At 60.5% G+C, this 15,267-nt stretch carries 18 protein-coding genes and 1 tRNA gene; 10 read left to right on the top strand and 9 right to left on the bottom strand.

The window, feature by feature from the left end; genetic code table 11:
* Positions 1-4 precede the first annotated feature (4 nt).
* The 4 genes from queA to D0550_RS12500 form a co-directional block, all read right to left on the bottom strand.
* The gene (gene queA, locus D0550_RS12515) at positions 5-1,021 is read right to left on the bottom strand and encodes a tRNA preQ1(34) S-adenosylmethionine ribosyltransferase-isomerase QueA (RefSeq protein WP_116809530.1); all 1,017 of its coding nucleotides are present in this window, start codon (positions 1,019-1,021) and stop codon (positions 5-7) included.
* A 68-nt stretch (positions 1,022-1,089) separates the two neighbouring features.
* On the bottom strand, positions 1,090-2,163 hold the full coding sequence (locus tag D0550_RS12510; protein ID WP_116809529.1) for a PDZ domain-containing protein: 1,074 nt from the start codon (positions 2,161-2,163) through the stop codon (positions 1,090-1,092).
* 18 nt (positions 2,164-2,181) lie between these two features.
* The gene (locus tag D0550_RS12505; RefSeq protein WP_153067138.1) at positions 2,182-2,811 is read right to left on the bottom strand and encodes a hypothetical protein; all 630 of its coding nucleotides are present in this window, start codon (positions 2,809-2,811) and stop codon (positions 2,182-2,184) included.
* Positions 2,784-3,386 (bottom strand): RNA polymerase sigma factor, encoded by a 603-nt coding sequence (locus tag D0550_RS12500; protein ID WP_116809527.1) that lies wholly within the window; start codon positions 3,384-3,386, stop codon positions 2,784-2,786. Before D0550_RS12500 ends, D0550_RS12505 begins: the two co-directional genes overlap by 28 nt.
* A 99-nt stretch (positions 3,387-3,485) precedes the next feature.
* Between D0550_RS12500 and D0550_RS12495 the strand changes: the two genes are divergently transcribed.
* The 6 genes from D0550_RS12495 to tcmP all read left to right on the top strand — a co-directional run bounded on the left by D0550_RS12495 (position 3,486) and on the right by tcmP (position 6,688).
* Positions 3,486-3,572, top strand: a tRNA-Leu gene (locus tag D0550_RS12495).
* Positions 3,573-3,776: 204 nt separating this feature from the next.
* Positions 3,777-3,896 (top strand): DUF4102 domain-containing protein, encoded by a 120-nt coding sequence (locus D0550_RS36825; RefSeq protein WP_206606237.1) that lies wholly within the window; start codon positions 3,777-3,779, stop codon positions 3,894-3,896.
* A 96-nt stretch (positions 3,897-3,992) separates the two neighbouring features.
* Positions 3,993-4,193, top strand: coding sequence for a phage integrase central domain-containing protein (locus D0550_RS37135; RefSeq protein ID WP_414717288.1), 201 nt, complete (start codon positions 3,993-3,995; stop codon positions 4,191-4,193).
* A 195-nt stretch (positions 4,194-4,388) separates the two neighbouring features.
* Positions 4,389-4,700, top strand: a complete 312-nt coding sequence (locus tag D0550_RS35455; RefSeq protein WP_206606236.1) for a site-specific integrase — start codon at positions 4,389-4,391, stop codon at positions 4,698-4,700.
* Positions 4,701-4,736: 36 nt separating this feature from the next.
* Positions 4,737-5,480, top strand: coding sequence for a DUF5131 family protein (locus D0550_RS12485; protein ID WP_116809526.1), 744 nt, complete (start codon positions 4,737-4,739; stop codon positions 5,478-5,480).
* A gap of 32 nt (positions 5,481-5,512) precedes the next feature.
* Complete coding sequence (gene tcmP, locus D0550_RS12480; RefSeq protein WP_116809525.1) at positions 5,513-6,688, top strand: three-Cys-motif partner protein TcmP; 1,176 nt, start codon at positions 5,513-5,515, stop codon at positions 6,686-6,688.
* Positions 6,689-6,964: 276 nt separating this feature from the next.
* Here tcmP and D0550_RS36365 read toward each other — a convergent pair whose 3' ends face one another.
* Both D0550_RS36365 and D0550_RS12470 read right to left on the bottom strand, forming a co-directional pair.
* Positions 6,965-7,144 carry an ORF6N domain-containing protein gene (locus D0550_RS36365; protein WP_275129238.1) on the bottom strand — a complete coding sequence of 60 codons (180 nt, stop codon included), beginning with the start codon at positions 7,142-7,144 and terminating at the stop codon, positions 6,965-6,967.
* Between the two features lie 561 nt (positions 7,145-7,705).
* On the bottom strand, positions 7,706-8,053 hold the full coding sequence (locus tag D0550_RS12470) for an ORF6N domain-containing protein (RefSeq protein WP_206606234.1): 348 nt from the start codon (positions 8,051-8,053) through the stop codon (positions 7,706-7,708).
* Between the two features lie 298 nt (positions 8,054-8,351).
* Between D0550_RS12470 and D0550_RS12465 the strand changes: the two genes are divergently transcribed.
* Entirely contained in the window at positions 8,352-9,587 is a 1,236-nt protein-coding gene (locus D0550_RS12465) for a GGDEF domain-containing protein (RefSeq protein ID WP_116809524.1), read from the top strand.
* Positions 9,588-9,617: 30 nt separating this feature from the next.
* On the opposite strand, the gene D0550_RS12460 is transcribed toward D0550_RS12465, so the two are convergent.
* Entirely contained in the window at positions 9,618-9,917 is a 300-nt protein-coding gene (locus D0550_RS12460; RefSeq protein WP_116809523.1) for a hypothetical protein, read from the bottom strand.
* A complete protein-coding gene (locus D0550_RS12455) occupies positions 9,914-10,285 on the bottom strand; it encodes a hypothetical protein (RefSeq protein ID WP_116809522.1) in 372 nt (123 codons plus the stop codon). Before D0550_RS12455 ends, D0550_RS12460 begins: the two co-directional genes overlap by 4 nt.
* Before the next feature lie 517 nt (positions 10,286-10,802).
* On the opposite strand from D0550_RS12455, the gene D0550_RS12450 reads away from it, so the two are divergent.
* The 3 genes from D0550_RS12450 to D0550_RS12440 all read left to right on the top strand — a co-directional run bounded on the left by D0550_RS12450 (position 10,803) and on the right by D0550_RS12440 (position 14,390).
* Positions 10,803-10,991 carry a hypothetical protein gene (locus D0550_RS12450; protein WP_116809521.1) on the top strand — a complete coding sequence of 63 codons (189 nt, stop codon included), beginning with the start codon at positions 10,803-10,805 and terminating at the stop codon, positions 10,989-10,991.
* Positions 10,992-11,099: 108 nt separating this feature from the next.
* Positions 11,100-13,145 carry a rubber dioxygenase RoxB gene (gene roxB / locus D0550_RS12445; protein ID WP_116809520.1) on the top strand — a complete coding sequence of 682 codons (2,046 nt, stop codon included), beginning with the start codon at positions 11,100-11,102 and terminating at the stop codon, positions 13,143-13,145.
* 117 nt (positions 13,146-13,262) lie between these two features.
* Entirely contained in the window at positions 13,263-14,390 is a 1,128-nt protein-coding gene (locus tag D0550_RS12440; protein WP_116809566.1) for a glycoside hydrolase family 88/105 protein, read from the top strand.
* A gap of 4 nt (positions 14,391-14,394) precedes the next feature.
* Here D0550_RS12440 and D0550_RS12435 read toward each other — a convergent pair.
* On the bottom strand, positions 14,395-15,267 hold an 873-nt coding region (locus tag D0550_RS12435), incomplete at its 5' end, for an ATP-binding protein (protein ID WP_206606233.1).

The following is a 15,267-nucleotide window of genomic DNA, read 5'->3' as shown; positions in this document are numbered from 1 at the left end:
TGAACTAACGACGCTCCAGAAACATCGCGTCACCGTAGCTGAAGAAACGATAGCGCTGCGCGACCGCGTGACGATACGCGGCCATCACCTGATCGAAGCCGCCGAACGCGCACACCAGCATCAATAAGGTCGACTCGGGCAAATGAAAGTTGGTCAGCAACGCATCGATGACTTGGAATCGATAGCCCGGCGTGATGAACAGACGCGTCTCGCCTTCATACGGTTCGAGCATCCCCGATTGCGCCGCTGACTCGAGCGAGCGCACGACCGTTGTCCCTACTGCGATCACGCGCCCGCCCCGTGCTTTCGTTGCGGCGATGGCGGCGCAGGCTTCGGCGCTCACGCTGATTCGCTCGGCATGCATGCGATGCTGCTGCAAATCATCGACGCGAATGTTTTGAAACGTGCCCGCGCCGACATGCAATGTCACAAACGTCGACTCGACGCCCTTGGCTTTGCAGCGAGCGAGCGTCTCATCGTCGAAATGCAGGCCAGCCGTCGGCGCCGCCACTGCGCCCGGCTCACGCGCGTACACCGTTTGGTAGCGAGTCGCGTCGTCGAGCTCGGCGTTGCGCTCTATATAAGGCGGCAATGGCATCGAGCCATATTGCTGAAAGAACGCGAGCGGCTCGGCGTTCAGCTCCAATTCGAAGAGATCGTCGTGCCGCTTGATGAAGCGCGCTTCGACGCCGCCAGCCAACGCGACGGGCGCTTCGGCCCGCAGCGGCTTGCTCGCATGCACATGTGCCAGGATGCGATTTCCGTCGAGCACGCGTTCGAGCAGGATTTCTACCTGCCCGCCCGTAGGCTTCACCCCATGCACGCGCGCGGGAATCACCCGCGTGTCGTTGAAAACCAGCAGGTCTCCGGCCTTCAGCAGGCCCGGGAAGTCGGTAAAACGAAGGTCCTGCAGCGGCGCGGTCAGTGGAATGTGCAGCAGCCGGCCTCCCGCCCGTTCCACGGGGGGATGCTGAGCAATCAGGTCGACCGGGAGGTCATAGGCGAAGTCGGTGCGCCGCATGGGGCGCGCACGGTAGCAGAAGATAGCCACCGACGCTGATGCGTCGGTGGCCTGTTTTGGGGCTGGGTCTAGGCTGACTCGCCTACGATGCTGATGATCCGCTCCGGCCCACCCGGCGGAGGCGGTGGCGGGAGTGGCGCGGTCGTCGGGCCGCCCGGGCCCGGTCCGATCATGATGTCTCCGCGCGGACCTTCCAGCTGCTGATGAAAGATGAAGGACCCGGTACGCCCCGCAGTCGGCTCGTCCGGAATGGTGATGTCGAATGACAACTTCTTTTTCTGGCGCAGCACGTTCAGCGTCAATTTCTCGCCGGCCTGATAAGAGCCCAGGATGCGGAGGGCATGCGCCGGGTTCGCCGGCGTGCGTCCGTCGATATCGACGATGACATCGCCGTCCTCCAGCTTCAGACGACTGTCCGCGGGCGCTCGCACTACCAGTAAGCCTTTGTCGGTGCCGAAGTATTGGCCGAGCTTGGGCGTCAGCGGCACCAATTCCGCCGAGCCGAAGACGCCGACGGCGCGCAGCGCGGCCATCGGTCCCATCGCGAAGCCAGGTGCATGCGCTCTGCGTAACTCGATCGACGGCATCGCGAACATCCGATCCGGTGCCTGGGCCGTCACGGCAACCGTGGCGACCTTTTTGTCGCGGCGATAGCGCAATTGCACCTTCTCCCCGGGCTTCACGCCGCCCAGTTCCTTGAGCAGCACTTCGCGGGCGGTCAGATCATCGGTGCGCTTCAGTTGCTTGTCGCCGATAGCGAGCAACACGTCACCTGCCTTCAGACCCGCGCTCTCGGCGGCGCCGCCGGGGCTTACGCTTACGATCGCGACACCCTCAGCTTGCTCCTCGCCGCGCGCACCGAGGTTGATGCCCAACATGGCACGCGGCGGACCGAACGGCATCGCACGTCGAATCTGCGGCATCGAGTACTCCGACATCGACATGCTGAGTTCGGCCACATCGCGTGCCGCAGTGTCCAGCCGCAGCCGCGCGTCTTCGAGCTTCTTCTCGATCTCCGCCTGCGATGCCTCGGGCTTCTTCGCCACCTCCGCCGCCGTCACCGACGCGGTCGCAACGGCCGCAGCAATCGCCAGTAACGCGACGCGAACCTGCCTCGTCGGACGCAATGACCTGGTCGTCATAACCTCGTACTCCCAGTGTTAAAACCAGAGCGCGCTGGACTCCGCGTAGCGCACCTTCACCAACGAATCCATCAACTCCACGCGCTCGCGCCACAGCTGACGAGACTGCTCCTCGCTCAGATCCACCTCGGGCACGTAGGAAAGCTGGAAATCCAGCCATTGGATGCGCTGCTCAATCGTGTCGATGGCCGCGGCCGTAGACACGCGCTCGACCTGCGGGCGCATCGGCAGCTTCTGCAACAGCTCCTCGAGCTGCTGCGATTGCGCGACCAATTCATCCAGGTGCGGAACCAGCTGCGGCAACGATGCCTCGGGCTTCGCGAGCGCGGTCGTCGCGCCGCTGCGCCGATCGAAATGGCCCGCAACGACCGTGATCACGGTCAACGTCACCACCGCCGCGGCCGCCGCCGCGCCTCCCATCTTTCTCAGACGGACGCGGTGACTGCGTTCAGGCGCCGTCTCGCGGACCCGTTCCCACGCCATCTCTGGCGCCTCAAACGACGGCAACGCGCGCATTTCCTCGCGCAGCGCCTCGATACGCTGCAACTCGCCGGCGCAGATCGGGCACGCCCTGACGTGTTCCGCCACGTCCGCCGCCACCGGCTCGCCATCGCGAAGACTTAACAAGTGCTCGATGCGTGCGTGCATGACGTTGATTCCGCCGGTTGCTCCAGCAGCTCGCGCATCCGGGCATGCGCCCGCGCCAGCTGCGACTTCGAGAAACTCGCCGTGCGTCCCAGCAGGCGTCCAATCTCCGCGTGTGTGTAACCTTCTACATCGTGCAGCCACACCACACTGCGCGTGAGCGCAGGCAGCACCGCCAGAGCACGTTCCACATCGGCACTCGCCGACGCCTGCGCGTCGGGATGCGAGGCCCCATCCAGCAGCACCACCGGCGCCGTGGATTCATCGTCGTTATCCAGGTACAGCAGGCTGCGATGCCACGGTGAACGCAGGTACATCAAGCACTTGCTCACCGCGATACTGCGCACCCACCCGCCAAACGCCCCCTCCCCGGTATACGCGCCGATGTTCCGCAGCACCTCGACGAACGTCTCCTGAAACAGTTCATCGGCAATGGCCGCGCGGACCACCAGGCGCCGGATCAGGGTATAGATGGGTCGGCGACAGGCCCGGTAAATGGCCTCATGGGCCCGCGGCTCGCCCGCCTGGGCAGCCCGAACCACTTCAGCGGCGACCTCGATACCCTGAAAGTGCGACATTGCGAGGTTTGATGCGCCTGCCGGACAAAAGGTCGCAAAAAAAGTCGTTGTGGCCGGCCAACGACATTCCGCTATAATCGCCGCCCTTCGCTTCCCGTAGCCGGTGTGGCGGAACTGGTAGACGCAGCGGACTCAAAATCCGCCGACCTTAAAATCGTGTGGGTTCGATTCCCTCCACCGGCACCATCTCTACATCCGAGAGCGTTCAGCAAAGCCCTCTCACGCCCATCCCCTCCCACCTGGGGGAACTGGGCGATGGCGCCTACAGAGCTAGATTCGCGCGGCCAAAGCCGCGGAAAAGCCGTTCAAGTTGTTCGACGTCGGCGGACTCTATTTGCTTGTTACCCCTAGTGGTGGCGGTTGAAGTATCGCTACGGGGGGAAGGAGCGCGTGATTTCGCTCGATGTGTATCCGGATGTTTCGCTGAAGCGGGCACGGATTTGTCGGGATGATGTTCGGCGGATGATTGCCCGAGGGCATTCACCCAAGCGCGCCGCGGCAAGCGGATAAGAACGCGCGAGCCGTCACCTTCGAGCTAGTCGCGAACGAAGGCTGGAACTGCAAGCGAAGAAACTTGCGCCGGTGACGCTGAGCAAGGCGCGGTGGATGACTACTGAGTTCGTCTTGCCTCACATCGGATCGAGACCGATCCATAAGGTCACACCAGCGGAAGTCTTGGCAGCTATGCGCCCAATTGAGGCTCGCGCGAAACACGAGACGGCACATCGAACGAAGCAATACGTGGGGCAGATATTTAGGTACGCCGTCGGGTCGGGCCGAGCGAGATATCACTTCTGCCCTCCGTGACGCGCTCACGCCAGCGCCGACCAAGAATCACGCCACCGTCACCGATCGGTCGCCATTGGAGCGCTGCTGAGAGCTATCAACAGCTACTGCGGTCAGCCTGTTACGCATGCGGCTCTAAAACTCGCACCACTCGTATTCGTGCGCCCCGGTGAACTGCGGCAGGCGGAATGGTCCGAAATAATTCGACGCAGCGGAATGGCGCATTCCAGGCAAGAGGATGAAGGCGAGCTGCACATCGTCCCGTTAGCAGAACAAGCAGTACAAATCCTGCGAGACATTCCATCAACTGACCGGCAGAGCCGCTACGTCTTTCCTTCTTTGCGAACAGGTGACCGGCCGATGTCGGAGAACACTATTGCCTACGCGGAGCGCAACAAGGTGCGCGCGGCACACAAGCGCGCAACGCGGCTCGCGGAGCGGAGGCGGATGATGCAGGCCTGGGCGGACTACTTGGAGGACCTTCGATCAACCAAGGAAGTCATATATACGCGTGCGGCGAATCAATGACTTGACCAGACCACTGTATGCAACTACAGTAAATTTATGGCCCTAGCTACAAGCATCGAATGGACTGACGCAACGTGGAATCCAATCTCGGGCTGCACGAAAATCTCCCGTGGCTGTGACAATTGCTACGCCGAGCGGATCGCGGAACGGTTTAGAGGCGTGCCGAATCATCCGTTTGCACATGGTTTCGATCTGACATTTCGGGAGCATAAGCTCCGTGAACCACTGTCGTGGCGCGCGCCTCGCCGTGTGTTCGTCAACTCAATGAGCGATCTTTTCCACAAGGAAGTTCCTGCTTCTTTTTTAGATCGCGTGTTTGAGACAATGGAAGCCGCCGATTGGCATGTGTTTCAGGTGCTTACCAAGCGCAGCTCCCTGATGCGCCGATATGTTAATAAAAGATATCCGGATGGAGTGGCACCAAAGAATATTTGGCTTGGTGTATCCATCGAAGATAGAGGGGCGCTGACCCGTCTAACTCATTTAAAGCAGGCCCGCGCAGCCGTCCGGTTTGTCTCGTTTGAGCCGCTCTTGGAAGATCTCGCCACTCTGGATCTAAGTGGAATTCATTGGGCTATCGCCGGCGGCGAGAGCGGACCTGGGGCACGACCAATCGAACCCGAATGGGTTCGCTCCATCCGAGACCAATGCAAAAAACAGCAGGTCGCATTTTTCTTTAAGCAGTGGGGCGGCCGGACGTCAAAATCGCGCGGCAACCGACTCGATGGCCGTCGATGGCTTCAATATCCGGAGATCACAGCAGCTCAACCCACGGTCTAAGTATGTAAACCACTTTAACGTAGGCGCAACGCGTGGATCGTAGCAAGCTCGAATCCTACTCAGGGCGTGAACAGGCCTCAGTCAAACACCATCTGCTGGAGTCCTACTTCAAGCGGCTGATAATGATAACTGCACAGGGGCGCTACAACCGAATCGCATATGTTGACGCATTTGCCGGACCATGGCAGTCCTCGCGCGATGACCTTAGCGATACGTCATTCGCTCGCGCCGTAGAAGTTATGGAGAGTTGCCGCGCTGAGCTCGAGCGGGTATTCCGCCGCTCAGTCTCATTTCGGGCTCTTTTCGTCGAGCGAAATCCAACCTCGTATGCACGGCTACAGACCTTCGCACAACAGCGCTCGACCACTCAGCTTCAGATTACTGCAATCAATGAAGACTTCGCGGAATCTGCCGAATCGGTCGCCGCTTGGATTCGCGACGAAGAAATGGCATTTGTGCTGGTTGACCCAACCGGATGGAAAGACGTGGTCTTCCCTGCAACGCTCGCACCTCTGCTCCGAAAGCCAAACGTAGAGATGCTAATAAACTTCATGTGGAACTTTATTAGCCTCGCCGCAGGTCATGCGAATCAGCTGAAGAATCTGCAAAGCACGTTTGGAGACGAGTATCAATCAATCGTCAAAGATGGCGCAAAGAGTGGCTTGTTGATGCCCACCTATCTGCGCCGATTGAGGGAGACCGCAGGACGCACGAATTCGAGATCGCGCCTCCGAGCAGCGTACTTCCCGGTCGAATTCCCGAACAAAAAGCGGGTCTACTACTACCTAACGTACGTGACCCATCACTACAAAGGGATGATCGTGTTCCTCGAGGAGTCGGAAAAAGCGTTCAAATACCAAGACGAAGTTAAATTCATTGTGAAACAGCAACGCAGGGAGGTTGCGTCAGGCATGACGGACATCTTCGGGGATGATCTGGGCGATCAGACAGATGAGAAATTCAGACCTATGACGGATGCACGATCTCTGTGGCTGGAGGCGTTACCCAAGGCCGGAGCTGAACTATTGGTAGATGAAGAAAAAATTGCCAATATGGCGGAGAAAGGAAATTGCCTGATTTCATCCCTGCAAGACGCGCTCCGCGATCTGATATCGGACCGAACAATGCAGAATCTAAGCTCGGCCAAGCTCCGGCCGAAGAACGTCGTGGATTTCAAGAAAGGCGAGACGATCAGACGGTTTGTATAGAGCGTGCACCTCAGTCGCTTTCCTGAGCACAGCTAGCCCGAAGCCAATTCCTGCTCCGACATTGCCCCACCACAGTCGACTGACGGTTGCTTACCGCCGATCTGAGACGCAGCGTGTATGCCATAGCCCAGCTCACGCATGATTTGGGCGAACGCGTCGAACGTTCCGCCCCGCGACGACGCGGTGCCGGCGGGCTCATTAGTTCGTGGATGGCCTTCAGTAATCCCGTGATCGCTTGATCATGCGTCGCAAGTTTGCGCTCCGGCTCGGCAAACTTCAGCGCCAGTTCCTTGTTGGAAGCCAGCAGATCGCGCAGTTTGACGAATTGGCTGCCTGAATCGCTCCGTGTTCCGTAAAGGCGTACGGCAGGAGCTTTACGTGGGAACCTCGGCCGCTCTTTAAGATCGCAAATTGCGATCTTAAAGATTCGACCTCCTCCCGGGTGAGCTGGAACATGAAATCCCCGGGAAAACGGTCCAGGTTGCGCTTGACGGCCTCGTTGAGCCGACCGGTTGACTCCGTAGATCGCCGCGAGGTCGCGGTCCAGAATGACTCGACAACCTCGCATTGGGGAGGATCGATGAGCCGATTTGCTCGATCGGCACGAGCGCAGTGTCTTCGTTCTTGGTCATTCTTGCTCCTGGACTTCTCGAAATGTCCTCGTACAATTTTCCGCATCGTCCCGTCGGGCTGCGGACGGCGGAAAAAGGGGCTAAACCTACGGGTGGGCCCCTTTCCTTTTTCTGGGGTTGTGCAGTGACGTTCGCTGCCCCTGCCCTGATCCCTTTCAGTTCGGCCCCTTACCTTTTGTTTCTGTCGATGAATCATTGAGAAGCGCTGCGTCGCTGCGCGCACTTGCCGTGGCAACAGGCGCGCGAACGAACGAGACCGCATCCGCCAAATCGACCTCGCCTTCGTTACAGCACTCAGCTGCGCACCGAATGCATGTCAGCACCGCCGTAGTCTTCTGAAGCTCTCTGACTTCCGCGGGAATGCGCGCGGCATCCACCGTAGCCGTCACGTAGCACCGCCTTGCGCGGAGAAGTACGCGGTGAGCGCTTCCATGACTTCTTCAACGCGCGCGTTCGCTTGTGGTAGTCGTCCGTTGTGCGGACGGCGCCTGACAGCCGAGGTGGACAGGCGGACACTTGCAGTCTTCAAGATCGCAATTTGCGATCTTGAACATTCAGCCACTTCCCCGCTGAGCTGGAACATGAAATCTCCGGGAAAACGATCCACGTTACGCTTGACAGCTTCGTTGAGCCGGCCAGTCTTGACTCCGTAGATCGCTGCAAGGTCGCGGTCCAGAATGACGCGATAACCGCACATGACAAGGATCAATGAGCCGATTTGCTCGACCGGCACGAGCGCGGTGTCTTTAGTTCTTGGTCATCGATCGACGCGTCGCCACTCATCAGGCTCGAAACGCGTGCTTCCAATTCGGTGATCGCGACTCGCCTCCAGCCCAGCCGAACTTTTGCGGAGGACGACAGACGCTCAAGTCGGCTCTGCGTTTCTCGCAGACGCGCGCGGACTGGAGGCAGGTGTCAAGTCCTCGTGGACTCAGTCAACAGCCCCACTCCAGCGAGGAGACTGCTAATTCCATGATGCAGATTCCGAACAGATCACACTCGTTATGGCAAGAACAGCTTAGTCTTGCGGCATGGCCAAAGGGGCACCACTGAATCTCGCCGCAGTTCCGGATTCGCCGTATGCGGCGGAGCTGCTGCGTGCTCAGCAGCATCTCCAGTTCAGTCCCGAGGTGGAGGCAGAGTACGTCCGCACCCATCTGCTCGACAGTCATCTGCTCATTCGAGTGACGTGCGCCCTCGCCGCCGTACTGGCGGTTGCGCGGGGCGTCGAACAAACGGCCACCGGGTTCCCGGTGGGTGGTCCTGCGATCGCTATCGCCCTCGTGACCATCGCTTCCGTGCTGTTGGCGTCGGTGGCGTGGAGCTCGGTTTTCGAGCGCCTCTTTCTTCCTTTCGCCCGTGTGATCGTTCCAGTCAGGAATGTGGTGGTTGCCGGCTGCATAGCCGCCGCCGCAGCGGATGGTCAGCGCGAAATGCTGATGTTCTTGCCGCTGCTGTTGTTCGGCCCTTTTTTCTTCCTGGGACTGAGCCATCGAACGGCGCTGTTCACGAGCATGCTGACTGCAGCGTCCTTTGTCGTTCATGCCGCGCTTTGCGGACTGGCGTTGCCAGTGGCCCTGCGCTCCATCGCCTTCCTGCTCATTGCCTTGGCGGGATGCGCCGTCGCCGCTCGGCATCTGGAGCGGTTGTCACGCACGTCCTTTCTCGAAACCCGCCTGATATCGCAGCTGGCTCAACACGACACCTTGACCGGTACCAAGAATCGCCGCGTATTCGACGAGCACCTGGCGCGCCTTTGGCCGCAGGCTGTCGCAGAGAAGCACACGATCGCCATCCTGCTGATCGACGTCGACCATTTCAAAGCCTACAACGACTATTACGGACACCAAGCCGGCGACGGCAGCCTGCGTCAGATCGCCGAATGCTTGCAGTCGATCGTGCGGGGTCCGCTCGATGTGTTGTCCCGCTACGGCGGCGAAGAGTTCGTCGCCATGCTCTTCGACGTCGACAGCGATCAGGCTATGGCCATCGCCGATCGCGCGCGCCGCTCGGTCCACGAACTAGGGATCGAACATCGCGGCTCCCGCACGTCCGCGACCATCACCATCAGCATTGGTGTCGCGGTCATCGAACCCTCCCCCGCCCGAACCCCTCGTGGCGCCCTGCAGCTGGCAGACCAAGCGCTCTACGCCGCGAAGATCAGCGGCAGGAATCGCGTCCGGATGATGAATGAGGCCGATTACGAAATGCTCGTGACCGGCATGTTCAACCTGGGACAGGGAACGCTCAGTCCGCGGTCGGCGTGAACGGGCTTGCGAACGCAGCACTCCCCCGCTTCAGCGACCGCGGTACTTACGTAACGCAAGCGCCGTGGCAGGAAAGAAGACATACGTGACGGGAAAAATCGTCTCCAGATACTGATTCACCGAGAACTGCCCCGATGAAACCACGATGAGGATCGCCGGGGCGAGCCACCAACCGGTCGCTGCAATCAGCAGGACAACGAGCAACGCCGGGTTCGACATCATGACGACTCGCAAGCCACGCTGTGAAAGCCCCGCGATTCGCATCAACAAGATCGCAGCGACGGCAATCCCGGTCGTCGCCATGACGGCGGCTTCCAGCGAAGCAGTCATCGTGCCTTCATGTGCAACTCCACCTGGGCAATGGACGAGGCGCCAATCCAGGCGATCAACGTGGTGATGCCAACCGTGGCAATCGCCTTCGTCTGCGGGGCCGCGCGCGCAACCTGGGTAACCTCTGTATCTGCAGTGCTTTGATTGGGGGGCGCGTCGGCATCCTGAGCGGACGAGTTCAGCAGTTCGGCAAACAGAGGCAGCACATACGTCCATGCCACGAACGCCATCAACAGGACCAGCACCAACTGGCCCTCTTTGAATGACAGCCCGGGCAGGCGGGAAATGATCAATCTGTCGATCAGCGCCGAGCCGAACAAGAGCAAGAGCACTCGCCCGATCAAGCGCGACCAAGTTGCGCGTTTCATTGAGAAGTCAAGCTCGGTTCCCTCTGCATCTCGACGGAAACACCGGTCGAAAAAAGCGGCGCATGACAGTTGTCATGGGTGCCGTTGGTCGAGCCAGGCACGGGTCGCGCGCGTGACGAAAACCTGTGTGCCGCCACGTGCGGCTGTAGAAAAGCCCGCAGCTCGACTTATCGATTCAGAAGCCTTGACAGACTGCTCGTCTTCGCCGCCGACCGACGACCGCCAAGTGATCCACAAAAGCTGGGGACAACCCTGTGGATATCTTTGTGGGCATACCTACCCTGCCGGAAAATTCGCGGGCGCGCGTCACATGCTCAACTTTTGACCAATCCAGCACCTGGCGAGAACGCCGCGCGCGCGAGGCATCAGGACTGGATCAGCGTGAACGTCGTCCCCGGGTCGCCGATCACTTCCATCTGGCACAGGTCGTCCCGATCGGAGGTTCGAGTGCCGCAGCTGGCATGGGGCGACGCGCGGCATCAAACGGTCATTCCGGCAACTCACAGAGAGGTGCCTGATGACACTCCGGATCGTGGTGAATGTGCTGATCTCGATCGGCCTGGTCGTAGCCGCCGTGATCGCGAACCGACGCTGGTGCACGCCGCCCGAGTATGCCGACCGCTATTGCGATCAATGCCGCATGCTCACCCGGCATCATCCCAAGAATGGGTGCGCGATCTGCGCACAGGAAAACACGGCGGTATGAGTCCTGCCGAAATCCGTCGGAACGGACGATGCGCGAGCGCTCCCTTCGTGCAATGTTAAATCCCAGAAGAAAACATTTCGCACGGAAGCAAGCCAAAGGGGACCTCCGATGAGCTCAAAGCAACACCGGGCGCGCGCCAAGGTGCAGCGCGCTTCGATCTTCGTAGTCCTTGGATTAGTCGCAGGTCACAGCAGCAGCACCGATGCTGCAACGGATCTCATCAAGAGCAGCCGCGGCGGTTCACAGCTCTGGGATTACTGCGAGGGCAAGGGCGATGCCACGCTCTTGCCTGCGGATCCGCGCTCGTTGGTACAGCCTGGGATCGGCACTGGGCGTGCGGTTGCATTCAATGCATTCTGGAAAGACTGCCACACCGATCCGGCGGCAGTCCAAGAAGCCGGTCATCCGAAGACATGCGGCGAATTGCGCCAGCGTTTCTATCGTGGCGATGGCTTGCTCGACACGGGCTCGCGCACTGTTGCCGCACTCTTCACAGGCGACAATCCCACGACGATCGAGTCTGTGTTCGGCGCGGCCACGCTCACGGCCGCTCAATACAACTCGTTGTGGGTCAGCTGGGGCGGTTTCCTGCTTCGTCCGGACAACTTCGATGAGCTGGTTGCCGAGCGGTATGGGTCGGTGTTCGGGGCGGGACGCAATCCGTATCCCAAGCCGCTCGAAGATCCGAACCGGACCAACGGCGGCACCGGTCGCTTACCCGAAATGTTTACTCAGTTGCGCAACCCCGACGGCTCATGGAGTGGACGCATCGGCATTACCTGTCACGCGTGCCATAGCGGCGCGGCGAATGGCGCACATACGCCAGGGAGCGGCAGCAGTCTTCAGGATTTGCATCTGCTCCTGCGCGATGCGGTGCCGCTCGGATATCTGCCATCGCTCGCTTCACTGGCCAACCTCACGCGCACGCGCGGAACCAACAACGCCAGCGACATCAACCTGGCCTTCTTGTTTCCCGACCAAGGCTTGATATCGATCAGTACCGCGCTCGGCGTGCTCGCCTCGGGCTCGACGGCGTCCATGGACACACCGGCGTGGTGGAACATGGGCCATCGCCCGGTGAAATTCGTCGACGGAGTGTTCCCGATGGATGCGCCGCGCGTCGACATGGTGTTCTACACGCCTGCGTTCGGTCTGTTCGGCTCGCTCGGCGGTCCACTGTCGGAAGCCGGCCAGAACTGGATGCGTGCACACGGCCCGGATGCGAATACCTGGATCGAATCCCTGAAGGCGCCTGCGTATCCCGGGACGATCGACACCGCGCTGGCCGAACAAGGCGCGGTGCTGTTTCATACGCTCAATCTGTGGGCTTCGAACCGCAACAACCCCGTGCCGAAGCCGAGCGCAGGCAATGGCTCTTGCGCGAGTTGTCACGGTGCCTACGCGCCGCGTTACGTCAACGATCCAGCTTTCCTTGCGTCACCTGCGCTCGAAGGTATGGCCGCCTATATCACTCCGCAGCGAATCATCCAGACGGATCCGGTGCGGCAGCAGACGAACAACGAAGCGGTGCAGATCGCCGGCGCCAGCAATTTCTTTGGCTATCCATCAACGGCCGGCACGGCCAACGATTGCGGCCCGCAAAACCGTGCGGATTTGCGAGGCAACCGCGAACTCGGCTATCTCGCGCCGCCGCTCTACGGCATCTGGGCAACAGCGCCGTATATGCACAACGGCTCGGTGCCGAATATCTGGGAAGTGCTGAAGCCGTCGGACCGCACGCCGCTTTGGAAGCGAAAGTCCAAGACGCCGCGCTGGGATCAGACCGGCCGCGCGATCATGGGCTACGACACGAGCATGCAGGCGTATGACACCGCCAAGCTCGGCTGGAAGTACGACGCAATCCAATGCAGGCGCCCTTCCCTCCTAGACCCCTTGCCCTCACCGTACCTGCGATGCGATCCGAACGATGACTTGCTGCTGTCGTGGTACGACGCCCTGCTCACCAACCTCTACGGCAATGTGATCCTGGCCTGGAACGTGCTGTTCCCACCGACGATCACGAACACCGACATTGAGAATCGCAAGATCTATAACAGTTATATGTTCGGCCAGGGCAACGGCGGCCACACGTTCAATGCCGTGCTCACGGATAACGAGCGCAAGGCCATCATCGAGTATCTGAAGACATTGTAGTGGCCAAGGTGAAGCGCCAGCGCTGAACCGCAACGGTTAGGACATTCCACGGAGGGGTCACCGCAGCTACAATCGTTTCCGGAGAAAACGGTCGCGACGCAATTAAGGATGAGTTGCATGCACGCACGTATCGTCCTCGCCTTCGGCACGACATTGATGATGTTCGCGAGCTTGGTAGCAGCGGACACAAAAGCCTTCGACAGCGCCGCCACACTCGCACTCATGGAGCGAGCCGCTGACTGGCAACTCGCCCATCTCGAACCGGTGGACAGCGTCAAAGTCATGCGGGAGGAAACTCGCAGTCCGCGCAGCTGGCAGCAAGGTGCTTTTTACGTCGGGCTCACCGCACTGGCGCAGCGGAGCAAGTCAGAGCGCTTCCGCGAAGCGATCTTGAGTCATGGACGCAGCCAGCAATGGCGACTCGGCGAACGGACGTATCACGCCGACGATCACGTCATCGGCCAAAGCTATCTTTGGGCATCGACTCACGGCGCGGGGCCGGAGGCGATCGTGCCGGCGCGACGCAGGCTCGATGCCATCCTAGCCGCACCGTCCGCAGCCGATCTGGCCGCACACCGGGAGACGCAGTGCTGGGATCGGTGGTGTTGGTGTGATGCGTTGTTCATGGCGCCGCCGCTGTGGATCGAGCTGTCGCAGATCACCGAGGATTCCCGCTATGCCGAGTTTGCACACAAGGAGTGGCAAGCAACGCAGGACTATCTCTACGACCGCCAGGAACATTTGTTCTATCGCGACAGCCGCTTTTTCGAGCGGCGCGACTCCAAAGGCGGCAAGTTGTTCTGGAGCCGCGGCAATGGCTGGGTATTCGCCGGAGTGGCGCGCGTGCTCACACTGCTGCCGAAGGATGATCCGGCACGTCCCGCGTACGAAGCATTGTTCAAAGAAATGGCGGCAAAGCTGCGGACATTGCAAAAGCCAGATGGCTACTGGCCAACGTCGCTGCTCGCGCCGGAAAACGCGCCTCCGGAATCTAGCGGCACGGGCTTCTTCGTGTACGGACTCGCTTGGGGCGTCAAGGCCGGCTTGCTGGATCGAGCCACCTATGAGCCTGCCGTGCTGCGTGGCTGGCAGGCGTTGCAAAGAGCGGTGGATGCGGACGGTCGGCTCGGATGGGTACAACAAGTCAGCGACCGTCCGGAGCAGGTCGCACAGTCCGACACGCAGTTCTATGGCGTCGGCGCGTTGCTGCTCGCAGGCTCTGCGGTGCTCGATTTAGCCAGGTAACGACTCAAGCATCGAGCAAATGTCGCACGCGAGCGGCCAGCTGCGCGCGATTGAAAGGCTTGGTCAGCAGCTCGGCGTTCGGGTCCAGCTTACCCTGTTGAAACATCGCGTCCTGCGCGTACCCGGTCGTGAACAGCACCGGCAGCTCGGGGCGCATGCGGCGTGCTTTCTCAGCGAGCTCGCGGCCATTCATGTGCGGCAGCCCCACATCGGTGAACAGCAATCGAATCTCCGGATGCGCGGCGATCATCTCCAGCGCTGAAGGACCATCGGACGAATGCAAGACCGAGAACCCCAGCTCCTGCAAGCACTCGATGCTGTAAGAGCGCACATCCTGCTCGTCTTCGACGACCAGAACGGTCTCGTTGACGTTGCCGCGTGGCGCGTCATCGCCGCTTCGATCGGACCGGGTCACTAGCGGAGTGTCGACGCGAGGCAGGTACACCTTCACCGTCGTCCCTTCGCCAACTTCGCTGAGCAATTTAACCGTGCCGCCCGACTGCTTCACGAAGCCAAACACCTGACTCAAGCCGAGCCCCGTGCCCTGCCCCATCGGTTTGGTCGTGAAGAACGGATCGAAGGCGCGGGCGATCACTTCTGAAGACATGCCGACGCCGGTATCGCTCACGCTGATGACCGCATGCGGGCCAGCCTGCAATTCGCCCAGGCGCAGAGCCTCATCCTCGCTGATCGTTACGAGATCGGTCGAGATGGTCAATGTTCCCGTGCCGGACATGGCGTCGCGAGCGTTCACCGCCAGATTCAACAGCGCGCTTTCCATCTGATTGGGATCGACGCTGACCTGTCCGACGCCGGCGCTGAGCCGAGATTGCACGGTGATGCCTTCAGGCCTGTCTCTTATACACATCTCCGAGCC

This window comes from Steroidobacter cummioxidans, assembly GCF_003104955.1.
The sequence above is the reverse complement of the archived record's forward strand: the minus strand, read 5'-3'. Positions and strand labels throughout refer to the sequence as shown.

Bases quoted from the DNA above. Each gene is read 5' to 3' on its own strand.
- queA (WP_116809530.1), bottom strand. From the start codon at position 1,021: ATGCGGCGCACCGACTTCGCCTATGACCTCCCGGTCGACCTGATTGCT.
- D0550_RS12460 (WP_116809523.1), bottom strand. From the start codon at position 9,917: ATGACTGCTTCGCTGGAAGCCGCCGTCATGGCGACGACCGGGATTGCC.
- D0550_RS12510 (WP_116809529.1), bottom strand. From the start codon at position 2,163: ATGACGACCAGGTCATTGCGTCCGACGAGGCAGGTTCGCGTCGCGTTA.
- D0550_RS12505 (WP_153067138.1), bottom strand. From the start codon at position 2,811: ATGCACGCACGCATCGAGCACTTGTTAAGTCTTCGCGATGGCGAGCCG.
- D0550_RS12455 (WP_116809522.1), bottom strand. From the start codon at position 10,285: ATGAAACGCGCAACTTGGTCGCGCTTGATCGGGCGAGTGCTCTTGCTC.
- D0550_RS37135 (WP_414717288.1), top strand. From the start codon at position 3,993: ATGACTACTGAGTTCGTCTTGCCTCACATCGGATCGAGACCGATCCAT.
- D0550_RS12500 (WP_116809527.1), bottom strand. From the start codon at position 3,386: ATGTCGCACTTTCAGGGTATCGAGGTCGCCGCTGAAGTGGTTCGGGCT.
- D0550_RS36365 (WP_275129238.1), bottom strand. From the start codon at position 7,144: ATGTTCCAGCTCACCCGGGAGGAGGTCGAATCTTTAAGATCGCAATTT.
- D0550_RS12440 (WP_116809566.1), top strand. From the start codon at position 13,263: ATGCACGCACGTATCGTCCTCGCCTTCGGCACGACATTGATGATGTTC.
- D0550_RS12465 (WP_116809524.1), top strand. From the start codon at position 8,352: ATGGCCAAAGGGGCACCACTGAATCTCGCCGCAGTTCCGGATTCGCCG.
- D0550_RS12450 (WP_116809521.1), top strand. From the start codon at position 10,803: ATGACACTCCGGATCGTGGTGAATGTGCTGATCTCGATCGGCCTGGTC.
- D0550_RS12485 (WP_116809526.1), top strand. From the start codon at position 4,737: ATGGCCCTAGCTACAAGCATCGAATGGACTGACGCAACGTGGAATCCA.
- roxB (WP_116809520.1), top strand. From the start codon at position 11,100: ATGAGCTCAAAGCAACACCGGGCGCGCGCCAAGGTGCAGCGCGCTTCG.
- D0550_RS35455 (WP_206606236.1), top strand. From the start codon at position 4,389: ATGGCGCATTCCAGGCAAGAGGATGAAGGCGAGCTGCACATCGTCCCG.